Source organism: Alexandriicola marinus, from assembly GCF_004000435.1.
Lineage (GTDB): Bacteria > Pseudomonadota > Alphaproteobacteria > Rhodobacterales > Rhodobacteraceae > Alexandriicola > Alexandriicola marinus.
This window is the reverse complement of sequence record NZ_RBVZ01000005.1, coordinates 101,712-116,201: the sequence shown is the minus strand read 5'-3', so window position 1 is coordinate 116,201 and position 14,490 is coordinate 101,712. Positions and strand designations below refer to the sequence as shown.

At 65.1% G+C, this 14,490-nt stretch carries 11 protein-coding genes; 2 read left to right on the top strand and 9 right to left on the bottom strand.

The annotated features are described in order from the left end of the window. Nucleotides 1-2: 2 nt before the first annotated feature. Together EP376_RS15750 and EP376_RS15745 are read right to left on the bottom strand one after the other, a co-directional pair. Nucleotides 3-1,283, bottom strand: a complete 1,281-nt coding sequence (locus EP376_RS15750; protein WP_127656576.1) for an ABC transporter substrate-binding protein — start codon at nucleotides 1,281-1,283, stop codon at nucleotides 3-5. 93 nt (nucleotides 1,284-1,376) lie between these two features. Continuing rightward, nucleotides 1,377-2,744, bottom strand: coding sequence for a hypothetical protein (locus EP376_RS15745; protein WP_127656575.1), 1,368 nt, complete (start codon nucleotides 2,742-2,744; stop codon nucleotides 1,377-1,379). An 86-nt stretch (nucleotides 2,745-2,830) separates the two neighbouring features. On the opposite strand from EP376_RS15745, the gene EP376_RS15740 reads away from it, so the two are divergent. Beyond that, nucleotides 2,831-4,879: a hydantoinase/oxoprolinase family protein gene (locus EP376_RS15740; protein ID WP_127656574.1), complete on the top strand. Its 2,049-nt coding sequence runs from the start codon at nucleotides 2,831-2,833 to the stop codon at nucleotides 4,877-4,879. Further along, entirely contained in the window at nucleotides 4,876-6,522 is a 1,647-nt protein-coding gene (locus EP376_RS15735; protein WP_127656573.1) for a hydantoinase B/oxoprolinase family protein, read from the top strand. Before EP376_RS15740 ends, EP376_RS15735 begins: the two co-directional genes overlap by 4 nt. Before the next feature lie 41 nt (nucleotides 6,523-6,563). Here EP376_RS15735 and EP376_RS15730 read toward each other — a convergent pair whose 3' ends face one another. From EP376_RS15730 to EP376_RS15700, 7 genes are all read right to left on the bottom strand, one after another. Then, complete coding sequence (locus tag EP376_RS15730) at nucleotides 6,564-7,628, bottom strand: alpha/beta fold hydrolase (RefSeq protein ID WP_127656572.1); 1,065 nt, start codon at nucleotides 7,626-7,628, stop codon at nucleotides 6,564-6,566. After that, the gene (locus EP376_RS15725) at nucleotides 7,625-8,680 is read right to left on the bottom strand and encodes a Gfo/Idh/MocA family protein (RefSeq protein ID WP_127656571.1); all 1,056 of its coding nucleotides are present in this window, start codon (nucleotides 8,678-8,680) and stop codon (nucleotides 7,625-7,627) included. The genes EP376_RS15730 and EP376_RS15725 overlap by 4 nt, the downstream gene beginning before the upstream one ends. Further along, nucleotides 8,677-9,681, bottom strand: a complete 1,005-nt coding sequence (locus EP376_RS15720; protein ID WP_127656570.1) for a Gfo/Idh/MocA family protein — start codon at nucleotides 9,679-9,681, stop codon at nucleotides 8,677-8,679. The genes EP376_RS15725 and EP376_RS15720 overlap by 4 nt, the downstream gene beginning before the upstream one ends. A 47-nt stretch (nucleotides 9,682-9,728) precedes the next feature. Continuing rightward, nucleotides 9,729-10,739 carry a Gfo/Idh/MocA family protein gene (locus EP376_RS15715; protein WP_203330928.1) on the bottom strand — a complete coding sequence of 337 codons (1,011 nt, stop codon included), beginning with the start codon at nucleotides 10,737-10,739 and terminating at the stop codon, nucleotides 9,729-9,731. Then, a complete protein-coding gene (locus EP376_RS15710; RefSeq protein WP_127656568.1) occupies nucleotides 10,739-11,815 on the bottom strand; it encodes an ABC transporter ATP-binding protein in 1,077 nt (358 codons plus the stop codon). The genes EP376_RS15715 and EP376_RS15710 overlap by 1 nt, the downstream gene beginning before the upstream one ends. 82 nt (nucleotides 11,816-11,897) lie before the next feature. Continuing rightward, on the bottom strand, nucleotides 11,898-12,980 hold the full coding sequence (locus EP376_RS15705) for a carbohydrate ABC transporter permease (protein ID WP_127656567.1): 1,083 nt from the start codon (nucleotides 12,978-12,980) through the stop codon (nucleotides 11,898-11,900). Between the two features lie 13 nt (nucleotides 12,981-12,993). Then, nucleotides 12,994-14,424 (bottom strand): carbohydrate ABC transporter permease, encoded by a 1,431-nt coding sequence (locus tag EP376_RS15700; protein WP_127656566.1) that lies wholly within the window; start codon nucleotides 14,422-14,424, stop codon nucleotides 12,994-12,996. Nucleotides 14,425-14,490: the final 66 nt, after the last annotated feature.

Here is a 14,490-nt window from a genome sequence, read left to right as displayed (position 1 = left end):
CGTCACAGGCTCTGGGTCGTGTAATCGACCTCGTCAGGATAGAAGGTGTCCTCGATGCTCGTCTCGTGGACGAGGTTCAGACGCCCGTCCTGCACCTGCGTGATGTATTGCACGCCAAAGGCCTGATGCGTCCTGCCGTTGAAGATCTTCGGCCCCTGCGGGTGTTCGTTGGAATGCGGCATGTCGGTCATGGCCTCGACCGCCTCGACAAGGGCGGCGCGGTCCCCGGGGCCCTGATAGCCCGAAGCCTCCATCGCGTCCTTGATGATGTAGAGCGTCTCCCAGCAGCCGAACATATGGGCATAGGTCGACACGTCCGACGGATCGCTGACCGAGGCGCCGTTCTCGTCGACGCCGACGGCGGCACGGAAATTCGCGTCATAGGGCGACTGGTCGGCCTGCGCATAGCGCGGGTTGCCCTCCCAGAAATAGCTGCCTTCGAGGAACTCGAGGCCCGGAGAGTTCAGATCGACGGCCTCGAGGCTGTCGATAAAGCCGAACATGGGCGGCGCGGAGGGGCCGAAGAACTCGCCCAATTCCTTGACGAAGGTCAGAACGGCGGGACCCACCATCACGTGGTAGATCACTTCGGTGTCACGCGGGATCGCCGGGAAATACCGGGTGAACGAGGTCTCGGTCGGCGGGATCGCGATATGTTCCAGAACCTCGCCACCCGCCGTCTCGATCGCGGAGGTGAAGTAATCGCGGTGATCGTGGCCGAAGGCGAAATCGGGGAAGATCATCGTGACCTTCTTGCCGAGGTTCTCCGAGATGAAGGGTGCCATGGCCTGAACCTGGCTTTTGACATCCGTGATCCCGGGCTGAAGCGTGTAGCGGTTCAGCATGCCCGAGGCCACGTGATGGCCTTCGGAAACCACGAAATAGGGCATCTTCAGCTCGCCTGCCGCCGGGGCTGACCCGATCACCACATGCGAGAACAGCGTGCCGAAGGCCACGTCGCAATCGTGCTGGTTGACGAATTTCTCGACGACCTCAGCCCCGCGGCGGGCATCGGTCCCGTCATCCTCGGCGATGATCTCTAAGGGGCGGCCGTTGATCCCGCCCGCATCGTTGATTGCCTTGACGGCGGCCTCAGTCGTGCGGCCATACCACCGGCCATAGGCCGCACCCACGCCCGTGATGTGCTGCTGAAAGCCGATCCGGATCGGCGCGGAGGACTGCGCCTGCGCGAAACGCCCGGCCAGCGGGGTTGCGGCCAGAAGGCCGCCAGCGGCCGCGCCTTTCAGAACGGTTCTGCGATTGGGCTGGATCAGCTTGGACATCTTGTGTCTCCCCGGTTGCGGCGGCCTCTGCGCGAGCCTTTGTGCACTCCAGTTTCGGTTGCGTACAAGCAATCTGTCCAGCAAAATCTCCGATCACGCGCCGCGCGGCGCCGCCAGAAGCCACAATCCGAGGAACGTATAGGCGATCATGAAGACCGAGAGCGGCAGGGTGAGAAGCCCGGCCCTCCGCCCCCCGGGCGCAAGATCGAGCGCGATCCGGTGAGACAGAACGATGGACCAGACATGCCCGCCCACGATCAGCACGGCCTGCGTCAGCCAGATCACGCGAACCGTGTCGATATTGTTGAAAAATCCGGTGGTGACGCGAAAGGGGTCGATTCCCAGAAGATCGGCGCCGCGGTTGAACGGGTCGCTGATCGCGGCGATCGTGTACTGGATATTGACCAGAAACGCCGTCAGGTAATGCGCCGCGTGATAAACCAGCGCGATCGGCAGAACCCCCAGCGCCAGCCTGTCGAAGGCGAGTGCAAAATGCGCCCTCTGCCCTGCCAGCGCGAGACCCAGCCAGACGGTCACCGCGAAGACCGCCCATAGCCCCAGAACCGAGGCCGCGAGGCCGAACAGCGTCTCGAAGATCACGGCGGATCGGCCGGGAAACTCCAGCGGGTTCACCCCGATCCGGCCCAACCACCAGAATGTTTCGTTCAGCCCGTCGAAACTCCCCATGGCCAGCAGCGTCAGCGCAAAGAGGCCCGCAGCCCGCGGCATCCCCTCGAGGATGCGCCAGCCCGGACCACCGATCCCGCCCGGCGCACCGATCCGCACCGCAGCCAGCGCGCCATAGCTGGCCATGATCGCATGGCCCAGTTCGAAACTGCGCAGGAACGCGGGTCCGAACAGAACCAGCCCCATCATGATCACCGCCCAGTAGATTGCCACGATCATGGCGAGCCTGTCGGGATCCTCGGGGGCGACACCGGCCAGGATATAGGCGCCGAACCCGACCAGCATCGCGACCGCCGGCCAAAGCCCCAGATCAGCCGGCAGACGCAGGAGCGGGCGCGGCGACCCGGCCACGCGGTAAAGCCCGGTCCACGGGTTCAGCCAGCCCCAGACATTGCCCAGCACACCGGACAGGCTGACAAGCGCGATCCAGCCCAGCGTGTAAAAGCTCAGCGGCATGATGTTCGACAACGGATCGCGCGACCCGGTAAAGCCGATCCAGATCGCAAAGATCATCAGTGCCAGCGACGTGAGGCTCGTGATCTCGGCAAGGTTCTCGCCTCGCAGACCCGCGAAGGGCCGCCATGTGAACAGGCCCCGCACCAGTCGGTGCGGCAGGGCAAAGACCGCGAGGACCGTCAGTGTCACCACCGCCACCCCTGCCCCGCGATAGACCTCGGTCGGCAACAGCAGGACAAAGCCACCCTCGGAGGTATGGGCCCAGCCCGCGCCCGGGATCAGCGACAGGGCCATCATGCTCAGCATCAGCCGGATCATCCGATCGCCCTCGCTCCATTGTCGGTTGACAGGATCACCGCCGACAGGATCCTATTGGTATACAAACAATATCCTGCGGGGCGGATGTGGCAAGCGGCGGAATCGTTGGCGTCGATGTGGGCGGAACCTTCACCGATCTGGTGATGGTCGACCCCGCGACCGGCGCGATCCGCATCGCCAAGACGCCGACCACGCTCGACAATCAGGCCTTTGGCGTGCTGTCCGCGCTTGACGATGCGGGCGTCGATCTGTCGACGCTGGGCCTGATCGTTCACGGCACGACAACGACGACGAACGCGGTCCTTGAACGCAAGCTGTCGCGCACCGGTCTGATCACCACGATGGGGTTCCGCGACGTGCTGGAACTGGGCCGCCGGACCCGTCCGCAGGCCTACGGCATGACGGGCCGGTTCGTGCCGGTGATCCCCCGCGACCTGCGCCTCGAGGTGCCCGAGCGGATGGATGCGCAGGGCGAGATCGTCACCCCGCTCGACGAAGATGCGGTGGCCCGCGCCGGTCGCGCGCTGATCGAGGCGGGATGCGAAGCGGTCGTCGTCCATTTCCTGCATGCTTATGCCAACCCCGCGCACGAACGCCGCGCGGGCGAAATCCTGCGCGACATCTGGCCCAATGATTACATCACGCTGGGCCATGACCTTCTGTCGGAAAGCCGCGAATTCGAACGCGGGGTGACAGCCGCCGTCAACGCCTCGGTCCAGCCCCTGCTCGAGCGCTACGTGGCGCGATTGCGCGACGAGCTGTCGGGCCGGGGCTATCAAGGCGACGTTCTGGTGATGAACGGCAATGGCGGCATGGTCTCGTCCCGGCTCGTGGCGCGGGAGGCGGCGAAGACCGTGATGTCAGGGCCGGCCTCTGGCGTCATGGCCGCCGCCTATACCGGCCGCCGCGCCGCAGAGCCCAACCTTCTGACCTATGACATGGGCGGCACCTCGACCGATGTCGCCCTGATCCGCGACGGCACGCCGCCTGTGTCGAACGAGATCGAGGTCGAATACGCGATGCCGATCCATGTGCCGATGGTCGATGTGCGCACGGTCGGCGCGGGCGGCGGCTCGATCGCGAAGGTTCTGCCCTCGGGGCTTCTGGAGATCGGCCCAGAAAGCGCAGGCGCGGACCCGGGGCCGATCTGCTATGGCCAGGGCGGCACGGCGCCCACGATTTCCGATGCCAACCTGCTGCTGGGGCGGCTCGATCCGGGGCGGCTCAACAGCGTGGCGGGCGGCGTCAGCCGGGCCGACGTGGCAGGGATATTTGCCCGCGCGCTTGGCGCGCCGCTTGGCCTGACGGCCGAGGCCGCGGCAGAGGCCGTGATCCGGGTCGCCAATGCCAAGATGGCAGGTGCGATCCGCATGGTGTCCCTGTCGCTCGGGGCCGATCCGCGCGACTTCGCGCTTTTCGCCTTCGGCGGCGCCGGTCCGCTGCACGCGGCCGCCCTTGCCCGCGAATTGGGCGTACCGCGGGTCCTGATCCCGGCCCGGCCCGGCCTGACCAATGCGCTGGGATGCGTCGTGGCCGACCTCAGGCATGATTTCGTGCGCACGGTGAACCAGCCGCTCGACACGGTCGAGATCGACGACCTGCACGCCATCTTTGCCGATCAGATCGCCGCGGGCGAGGCCGCGCTCGGCCATGAAACGGTCGAGGTGACCGAGATCCGCCACGATCTGAGCGTTGATATGCAGTTCATCGGCCAAAGCCATGTCGTCCGCGTGCCGCTGACCGACCCCTGCCCTGACCGCGAGACGCTGCAAGCGCGGTTCGAGGCGGTCTATTTCGATCGGTTCCGCGTCGCGCTCGATACGATCCGGGCGCGGGTGGTGAACCTCAACTGCTCTGTCATCGGGATCAGCCGCGCCGTCGATCTGGACAAACTGATCGACCCGGCCGGTCGAAGCGCATCGCTCACGCCCGCCCGGACGCGGCCCGTGATCTTTGACGGCGTGGCCCACGACACCCCGGTCTATCTGCGCGACCACCTGCCAGAGGTGGCCCGGATCGACGGGCCGGCGGTGATCGAACAATTCGACACCACGATCCTGATCCCGCCGGGTGACCGGGCCGAAACGGCAACCGAAGACAACCTTTTCATCCACATCGGGGGCGCAGGACCATGACGATCGATCCGATCACGCTGTCGGTCATCCAGGCCGGGCTGCAGCAGGTCTGTGACGAGATGGACCTGAGCTTTTCGCGCGCCGCCTTCTCTCCCGTGATCGCCGAGGCGAACGACCGCTCCGACGGGATATATTCGGCCACCGACGGCGCGCTGATCGCGCAGGGCGCGGGCGGACTGCCCGTCTTCGTGGGGACGATGCAATATTCCACCCGCGTCCTGATCGAGCGGATCGCCCAAGGGATGACCCCGGCCCCGCGGCCCGGTGATATCTATATCGTCAACGATCCCTATCTGGGTGGCACGCATCTGATGGACGTGCGCTTTGCCCGGCCGTTCTACCGGGACGGCGAAATCTTCTGCTGGTTGTCGAATACCGGGCACTGGCCCGACACCGGCGGCGCTGTGCCCGGCGGCTTTTCCGCCTCCGCCACTTCTGTGGAACAGGAGGGGCTTCGCCTGCCACCGGTGCGGCTTTTCAAGCAAGGGGTGATGGACGACGAGATCTATTCGATCATCTGTTCCAACATCCGCGTGGCCGACCAGCGCATCGGCGACGTCAAGGCACAGGCCGCCGCACTCGAGGTGGGGGCCACGCGTCTTGATGTCCTGCTCGACCGCTACGGCGATGACGTGGTGCGCGCGGCAATCGCCGAGTTGCGCCTGCGGGCCGAGGCGCAGATGCGCGCGCTGATCAACGAGATCGCGGACGGCATCTATGGCTCAACCGCCTGGATCGACAGCGACGGGGTCGTCAACGAACCGCTCGCGATCCGCCTGACGATCGAAAAGACGCCCGGCCATCTGCGGTTCGATTTCGCGGGATCGAGCCCGCCCTGCATGGGGCCGATGAATTCGGTTCTCGCCACGACGCTGTCGTCGGTCTACCTCGCCATGCGTCACATCTTCCCCGAGGTCCCGATCAGCGCGGGCGCCTTCGCCCCGCTGGAGGTGATCCGGCCCACAGGCACCTTCCTTGACGCACACTACCCCCGGCCCGTCTCGGGCTGCGCCGCCGAGGTCAGCCAGCGCATCGCCGAGGCGGTCTTCGCAGCTCTTGTCGAGGCCCTGCCCGACCGCGTGACTGCCGCGCCTGCCGGCACGTCGGGCAACTTTGCCCTTGGCGGACACGACCCCGAAACGGGGCGCGATTACGTGATGTATCAGCTTTCGGGTGGCGGCTACGGCGGGTCCGCCTCGGGCGATGGGATCGCGAACGGCTGTTCGACCATCGGCATCTCGAAGGCGCCCCCGGTCGAGATCATGGAGCAGAACTTTCCCGTTCTCTATCACCGGTATGCGCTGCGCGAGGGATCGGGCGGCGCGGGCACCCATCGCGGGGGCCTGGGCCTCGACTACGAGTTGGAACTGCGGCGCGGCAACGCCCGGGCCAGCTTTGTGATGGATCACGGACGCTTCGGCCCGCAGGGTGCGCTCGGCGGGGCCGATGGCGCCCGAAACGAGGTCGAGGTGATCCGGGGCGGCACGTCTCATGTGCCGGAGCACCTGTCAAAGGAGCAGGACATCCCCCTCGGTCCCGGCGACCGCGTGCGGGTGCGCACGCCCGGCGGGGGCGGCTATGGCCCTCCCTCAGGCCGCAACCCGAACCTTGCCGCAGAAGACAAGCGCCTCGGCCGCACCTGAGCGGGACCGAATTCCTTGAAGGAATTCGACCCGTTTTCTTTTCAAGAAAACGCCCCGCCCAGAACGGAAAGCGCCGCGCTCCAATCCTGCGGTGTCAGGTCATGCTCTCCATCCCGCAACGCGTGGCACATAGCCCCCCGCCGCACCACGCCACCCTCGGACCACATCCGGGCCGGGTCGGGCCATCCATTTACCCCCGATGCGGCACAAAGCGCGCGGTAGCTTCCGACCGGGTCGGCCCAAATGTCGTCACGCGCCCCCGTCACAACCAGCAGCCGCGGCGCGATGGCCGCCAAGAGGTGATGCTGATCCAGGCCCTCCGGCAACCCCGCCCCCATGCGCAGCCAATGCGGATAGCGACGGGTCAGGTCAGCCAAAGTCTCGCCCACCAGATGCGCCTCGGGCGCCGCGCCGGCACAGCCCGACGCATTGGCAAAGACCCCGGCCACGCGCGGATCATTCGCCCCCGCCCAAAGCGCCGCCTTGCCCAGCCGCGAATGCCCTGCAAGTACGACATCCCCCACGCCTTCAAGGCCTTCCGCCGCATCGACCAGCCGCATCAGGGCCCAAGCCCAAAGCGATATCGCCGCGTAACCGCTGCCCAGACGCGGCGCGAGACCGCGGCTTTGCCACGCATCCGGATCGTCGGGCACCCAGGAGCCATAGCAGCTGAGCAACAAGCCGAACCCCGCCTCGTGGATCGCCTCGATGGGCCAGCGCCCGGGCGATCGCCCGCGCATCCGCTCGGCCAGTCTCTGGCCCTCGCCGCCCAGGGCCTGCGGCGCGCAGATGATCGCGCCCTCATCGATCGGATACGGCACCCCCGGCACACCGAGCGGACCGAGGAAATCGAGCGCCGCAATCACCGGAACCGGCCCGCGCCGTCGATCCGGAAGCCACAGCAGCGCATCGAAGGTCGCGCCACCTATGCCCAGCGTCAGGCGTTCCGCCGGCCCGCATGGCTCGCGTTCGATCGATATCCCGCGAGGAGCAGGCGGCACGGGTCCGTAGAGATGTCGCGCAAAGGCGTCGCACACCTCCTGCGGCCCCTGATCTGCCCGCACCGGCGCCAGGCCTCGCCACGGGCCGAACGCCGTGTTCGTCACGGCACCCAACTGGCATAAAGCGGGTGATCGGCGCCGAGCGGCAGATCGACGCTCCGGCCCGTCCGGGCAGAATGGTAGCAGGCCGTCACGAATTCCAGCGACCGTCGCCCATCCTCCAGGGACACCTCACATCCGCCTCGGCCCCCCAGCGCATCGGCCAATGCGGTGAACATGCCCGCATAACCCGTCCGCACCACGCCCACCTCCGCCAGAACGGCGTCGATCTGCGCCTGTGTCGTGGGCGCCCGGGCGACGAAACGCCAAGGCCCGGCCGCCAGCGAATACGGCGCGTGATCGCTTTCGACCGTGAAGCCCTCGAACATGAGCCGCATCCGGCTGATATTCTCGGCGCAGCCCAGCGTCACGGAGGAGGTGATCAGCGCGCCGCTGTCCATCCTGAGCGACAGGGCCGCGCAATCCTCGACTTCGATCTCGTTCACGCGGGTCGCCACATCGGCAAAGACCCGCGCCACCGGCCCGAGGAAGGCGGGCAGAAGATCGTGGATATGGATCGCATGGCCCAGTAGCGCGCCACCGGATTCGCCCGCCCATGTGCCACGCCAGTCGATATCGTAATAGCTGGCCGGCCTGTCCCAATGGGTTTCCAGCGTGCCGGCATAGCAGCGGCCGGCAAGGCCCGCGTCGAACAGCGCGTGAAGCTGGGCCGCGCCGATGCCAAAGCGGTACTGGAAGACCGGCGACAGGAACCCGCCGGTCTCTTTCACGACCTTTGCAAGTTCATCCGCCTTCTCAAGAGAGGTGACCAAGGGTTTCTCGCATATGACTTTCTTGCCCGCCCGCAACGCGTCGACGCAGGCTCCGAAATGCAGATGGGGCGGCAGGCAGATATCGACGATGTCGATGTCGGGATCGGCCAGGACACCCGCGAAATCATCGGTCAGGGCACAGCCGTGCTCTTCGGCCAGGGGGCGCGCGCGATCGAGGTTCAGGTCACAGATCGATGCCACCTGAAAATGTTCGGGCACCTCGGCAAAGCCCGCCATATGCTGCGCGCCGATCCCGGCGCCGATCACGGATACGCGGTATGTCATTGGCCTTCCGCCTTTTTCTGGGCCGTGATCGCCAGTTCCATCGTCTTGAATGTATGGGCCTGAGAGACGGCGGTTTCGGTCCGGTCCTGCACATCCGCGGCAAGCCGCGGAAAATAGGGCAGCCCGGCCGCGTCGCAATCGATGAGACTGTTCTCCTCGCCGTTCACGAGGAACAGGCTGTTCGTCTTGTGAGGCCGGCCGATGTCGGTGTATTTGCGCAGCTCGATATGGCCTTCGGTGCCCTGGATGAACAACCGCCCATCGCCCCAGGTTGGCAGGCCATCGGGCGTGAACCAATCGACCCGCACATAGGCATGCCCGTGATCGGATTTCAGCACCATCTCACCGAAATCCTGAAAGCCGGAATGGTCCGGCATCGTCGTATTTTCCACAAGCGCATGAACGACTTGCGCGTCGTTGCTGCCAGTGAAATGCAGGAACTGGTCGATCTGATGCGATCCGATATCGCACAGGATGCCGCCAAATCGTTCCCGCCGGAAGAACCACTCGGGCCGGGTCTTGAGGTTCTGTTTGTGAGGACCGAGGCCGACGGTCTGGATCACCCGGCCGATGGCGCCGCCAAAGACCAGTTCTTCCGCCCTTGTCACGGCAGGCACTTCGAAACGTTCAGAGAAGTTCACACTCCAGATACGGCCCGTAGCCTCCTGAACCTCCTTGATCTTTTCCAGTTCCTCCAGCGTGATGCAGCCGGGCTTGTCGACCATCACGTCCTTGCCGGCCTCCATCGCCTCGATGGCCAGGGCCGCACGGTCCGCAGGCACGGCAGAAATCAGAACCATCCTGACATCCGGATCCTCGAGGATCACCCTGCGATCCTGAACCTTTTCAACATCTTGAAAGACGTCGTTGAACTTTGCCTCCGTCACTGCCGGGCCATCGGTCCAGTAGTGCATGCAGGTGCAGCCCTGCGCCGTCATGTTCGACAACATGCCGAAGATATGGCCATGATCGATGCCGAGGACGCCAAGTTTGAAGGGCATGTCGGAAGCCTCCGGAGAGTAAGTGTTTCGGAATTCTGTGTGCGATATCAGAGTGTCACGGTGCCGCCTGCCTGCGCCGATCGTTCAAGGGCGTCAATCAGGCGGTGAACGCCAAGCGCGTCGCGCCCCGTCACGAGAGGCGGCCGGCCCTGGGACAGGCTGTCGGCAAAGTCCTCGATCACGGCCCGGTGCCAGTCGGAGGTGAAGGCCATCGGATCGGCGCCAGCGCCCGAACTGGCCGCCCGCCCCACGGTTTCGCTGGTGCCGTCGTGGCGGTCGATCCGCAGCACCCCGGCCTCGAGATGGGCGGAGCCCTTTGCGAAATGCAGCGTGATCGTTTCGCCGCGCCCGGGAAAGCTGGCCGTCGTCGCGAAAAGCTGACCCACCGCGCCGCCTGCAAAGCGCAGGCCCGCGCAGACGAAATCCTCGGCCTCCATCCGGTGGAAACCGGTGGTGGCAGCCATCGCAGAAACTTCGGTCACCGGTCCGGTCAGCGACAGCATCAGATCAAGCGTATGGATCGCCTGGCTGATCAGGACGCCGCCACCATCGCGGGCATAGCTGCCCCGACCCGGCTCGTCGTAATAGGCCTGATCGCGCCACCACGGCACGTTGACCTCGGCCATGCGCAGCGGGCCGAGCGCCCTCATTCGGGCGCGCAGGTCGGCAACGATGGGCCGGGCGCGATGTTGCAGGACGATCCCGAGAGGCACGCCCGCCTCTTCGCAGGTCATCACCAGCTCCTCGGCGGCGGCGAGCGTCCGCTCGACCGGCTTTTCCATCAGGATTGGTTTGCCCGCGCGCACCAGCTCTGCGACGATCCCGGACCGGGCATTGGGCGGCGTGGTCAGGATCGCGAAATCGACCTCGGGGTCGGCGGCGATCTCGGTCACGCTCGCGGCCTCCCGGGCCCCGAGATCGGGCCACCGGGCGAGAAATGCGGCCCGGCTTTCGGCAGAGCGCGCATGAACGCGGGAAAGCGAGACCTGCGGGCTGTTGAGAATGGCGTCGCCATAGGTGCGCGACACCATGCCCAGGCCGATCAGGGCAGCCCGCATCATTGCGTCATGGGCAGGGTCACCTCACCCTCGCCCGCGAAGACGTGGAAGGCCTTGGTCGGGAAGGTCACGCCGACCTTCTGGCCACGGTTCAGCGGAATTTGCTGCCCGATCTGCACGGTCAGTTTCTCGCCATTGGGAAAGGCGCCGTAGATGTAGGTGACGGACCCCAGCTGCTCGAAATTCTCGACCTCGATCTGCTGGTCGCCGTGCCCGTCGAGAGAGACTTCGATCGTCTCGGGGCGGATACCGACCGTCGCCGGCTGAGCGGCATGGCTGTCGGCCAGCGGCAGGTCGCGCCGGATGCCGCTTTCCAGCGTGACAGTGCGGCCCTCGAGGGTCGATCTGAGAAAATTCATCTGCGGCGCACCGATAAAGCCCGCGACGAACTTGTTGGCCGGATGGTTGTAGAGGTCGAGCGGCCGGCCCACCTGTTCGATCCGACCGCCGCGCAGCACGACGATGCGGTTGGCCATGGTCATGGCCTCGATCTGGTCATGGGTGACATAGATCATGGTATTGCCCAGCTGGGCATGCAGGTTCGAGATCTCGACCCGCATCTGAAGGCGCAGCTCGGCATCGAGGTTCGAGAGCGGTTCGTCAAAGAGAAAGATGATCGGCTCGCGCACGATGGCGCGGCCGATGGCCACGCGCTGACGCTGGCCGCCGGACAGCTGGCCCGGGCGCCTGTCGAGCAGCTTGTCGATCTGAAGCAGGCGCGCGGCATCGTCGACGCGGCGGTTGATCTCGGCCCGCTCCATGCGGTGGTTCTCGAGCCCGAAGGAGAGGTTCTGACGAACAGACATGTGAGGGTAGAGCGCGTAGGACTGGAACACCATCGACAGCCCCCTCTCGGAGGCCGGAACACTGTTGACCCTGTTGCCCCGCAGGACGATGTCGCCCGAGGTCGGGTCGTCCAGACCAGCGATCAGGCGCAGGAGCGTGGACTTGCCACAGCCCGAGGGCCCCACGAAGACGACGAATTCGCCGTCCTCGATCTGAAGATCGACCCCGTGGATGACATCGACCGGGCCGAAGGATTTGCGGATCTGCCGAAGTTCGAGCGCGTGTGTCATTGTGTGTTCCGTTCGGTCGGGACGGTGGCGGTTTCCGTGAACGGAAACCGGTCCGGAAAATGGATCATTTTCCGGCCACCGCTCATTTCAGCCCCGTGGTTGCGATACCCGTCGTGATGAAGCGTTGCAGCCAGACAAAGACAAGCGTGATCGGGATCAGGCTCACGACCGTCATGGCGAGGATATAGTGGAAATTGGTGTCGAATTCGCCGGCGAATTGCGTAAGCCCCAGCTGGATCGTGTGTTTCGTGGGATCCGAGATCAGCACGATCAGCGGCCAGAGGAAATCGTTCCACCGCCAGATCACGCTGAGGATCGCCAGCACCGACAGCGCAGGCAGCGACAGGGGCAGCACGATCCGCCAGAAGATCCGCCATTCGGAGGCCGCATCCATCCGCGCGGCTTCAAGCAGTTCGTCCGGGATCGTCAGCATGTATTGCCGCAGCAGGAACACGCCCGTGGGCGTGGCCGCCGCCGGAATGATCACCCCCCAGAGCGAGCCGAAGATGCCGAAGGACCAGACCACGAAGAACAGCGACACGAGGATGATCGACGACGGGATCAGAAGCGTCGCCACGATCAGGATCGTGAAGGTCAGCCGCCCGATGAACCGGTATTTCGCCAGCGCGAAGGCCGCCATCGCGTTGATGATCAGCGTGATCGCGGTTGCCACCACCGTCACGAAGACGGAGTTGAACAGGTAGATGTCGAAGGTGAAATTCTCCTGCCCGTTCCGTTTCAGAAGCGGGTCGAGGTAATTCTCGGTGGCAACCCGGATTTCCTCGGCGGGCTCCAGCCGGGTGCGTTCGACCTCGATCACAGCCTGTGGATCATCGAGCGGGGCCACCTCGGTCATGCTGCGCGTGGGGCCGGCCTTGAACACGTCGGTGACGGTGCCGTCCTCGGCCATGTAGTGCCAGACGGTCTTGATCCCTTCGCCCTCGACCTCGGCCGTGATCTGGGAATAGGGCATCAGCCGCGTGTCGAAACTGTCGACCGCGCGTTCGGGCTTGATCGAACTGAGGAACGTCCAGAACACCGGCACGAGGATGATCAGAACCCCCAGCACCAGATAGCCATAGGCCAGGAAATCACCGATGCCGAAGCGTTCGGCCTTGTCGGGATTGCCGGCGGTGCGGGTGAGGAAGCGGGCGACGCGTGACATCTTTCAACCTCCCTCAGAATTCCGACTGGCGCCGGGTGATCCACAGCTGGAAGAAGGTGAAGACGGCGATCACCACCGCCATCAGCACCGATCCCGCCGCGGCCTGCCCATAGGCCGGGTTGTTGTTGGTAAAGGCCACCTCGTAGATGTTCTGCACGACCATGAAGGTTTCCCGACCCGGGCCACCGCCTGTCAGCAGGTAGACCTCGTCGAAGATCTGGAAGCTGCGGATCAGGCTGAGCACGATCACGACGGTCAGCGTCGGCATCACCAGCGGCAGGGTGATCCGCCAGAAGGCGCGGAACGGCTTGGTCGCATCCATCTTGGCGGCTTCGTAAAGATCGTTCGGGATCGCCTGAAGCCCGGCCAGAAGGATCAGCATGTAAAAGCCCATGTGGCTCCAGCAGAAGACGAAGACGAGCCAGAAGAACGGCCAGCCGGTGTTGGGCGTGACAAGCCAGTTCACCGGGCGGTAACGGCCGAAATCGAAGACCGCGTCGAACTGGATCGTCAGGAGCAACACGACCGAGAGGATCCCCGCCCCGATGATCGCGGCGCGTGCGAAGCTCTGGCCCGTGGCGACGATCCAGTAGAGAGCCAGCCCCAATGCACAGCCAAGCCAGAAGCTGCCGGGCAGGCCCACGATCGAGGTCGGGTTGGCCCATGTCACCAGCAAGGCCAGCAAGAGCCCGAAAACCCCGGTCCACCCCAGCGACGGCCCGTCCCCGCTTGCGCGCAGGGCGCGTTCGCTGACCAGAAGAAGGATCACCCCCATGATGACGCTGACCACGATGTCGAACCCCGAGGCGCCCGCCATGGCCGACAGCGCCTCGCTCGTCGTGCCGATAGCCTCGTTGAGCGCGCCCTTGCGGTGCAGCACCCAGTTCCAGATGTTGGCGATCACCACCGGCGACAGCATCACCGGATAGAAGAACATCGCCCGCCAGAAGCCACGTCCCTTGATGTTGCGGTTGACGACCAATGCCGTCAGCAGGGCCGCGACGCACAGAACCGGCACCTGAATCACCACGAACCACAGCGTGTTGAACATGCCCGTCCAGAAATTATAGCCTGCGTTGGAACAGGATTTCGGCTCGAAGATCGAAACGTCGCAATCGAAGATCTCGGCATAATTCGCGCCGCCCACCCAGGGCCGGTCAAAGAGCGCGATCGATGACCCGCCCGTCATCGAGACGTAGAAATTCAGGATCATCGGGGCAAAGGTAAACAGTCCGAAGATCGCCATGTTGGGCAGCAGGAGCGCATAGGGCACTCCGCCCCTGCCCCAGATGCTCTGGGCCAGCTCGACCGGGAACCCGACGAGATCGCCGAGGAATTGCGGGATTTGCCTCAGACGATACCGGCGTTTGCTGAACAGCCAGATCGTACCGCCCCCGATCCAGAAAAGACCGATGAGGCTCATCAGAATGCCGGCGAGAGACATCTGTGCCCTGTCCTTGAAAAGGCGCGACACGTGCCGCGCGTGACAGGCGGGGGCCGCGCGGGCCCC

What these genes read in the sequence shown, in the direction of transcription:
- EP376_RS15715 (WP_203330928.1), bottom strand. Translation starts at nt 10,739, where the DNA reads ATGCGGGCTGCCCTGATCGGCCTGGGCATGGTGTCGCGCACCTATGGC.
- EP376_RS15745 (WP_127656575.1), bottom strand. Translation starts at nt 2,744, where the DNA reads ATGATCCGGCTGATGCTGAGCATGATGGCCCTGTCGCTGATCCCGGGC.
- EP376_RS15750 (WP_127656576.1), bottom strand. Translation starts at nt 1,283, where the DNA reads ATGTCCAAGCTGATCCAGCCCAATCGCAGAACCGTTCTGAAAGGCGCG.
- EP376_RS15700 (WP_127656566.1), bottom strand. Translation starts at nt 14,424, where the DNA reads ATGTCTCTCGCCGGCATTCTGATGAGCCTCATCGGTCTTTTCTGGATC.
- EP376_RS15720 (WP_127656570.1), bottom strand. Translation starts at nt 9,681, where the DNA reads ATGCCCTTCAAACTTGGCGTCCTCGGCATCGATCATGGCCATATCTTC.
- EP376_RS15710 (WP_127656568.1), bottom strand. Translation starts at nt 11,815, where the DNA reads ATGACACACGCGCTCGAACTTCGGCAGATCCGCAAATCCTTCGGCCCG.
- EP376_RS15705 (WP_127656567.1), bottom strand. Translation starts at nt 12,980, where the DNA reads ATGTCACGCGTCGCCCGCTTCCTCACCCGCACCGCCGGCAATCCCGAC.
- EP376_RS15735 (WP_127656573.1), top strand. Translation starts at nt 4,876, where the DNA reads ATGACGATCGATCCGATCACGCTGTCGGTCATCCAGGCCGGGCTGCAG.
- EP376_RS15725 (WP_127656571.1), bottom strand. Translation starts at nt 8,680, where the DNA reads ATGACATACCGCGTATCCGTGATCGGCGCCGGGATCGGCGCGCAGCAT.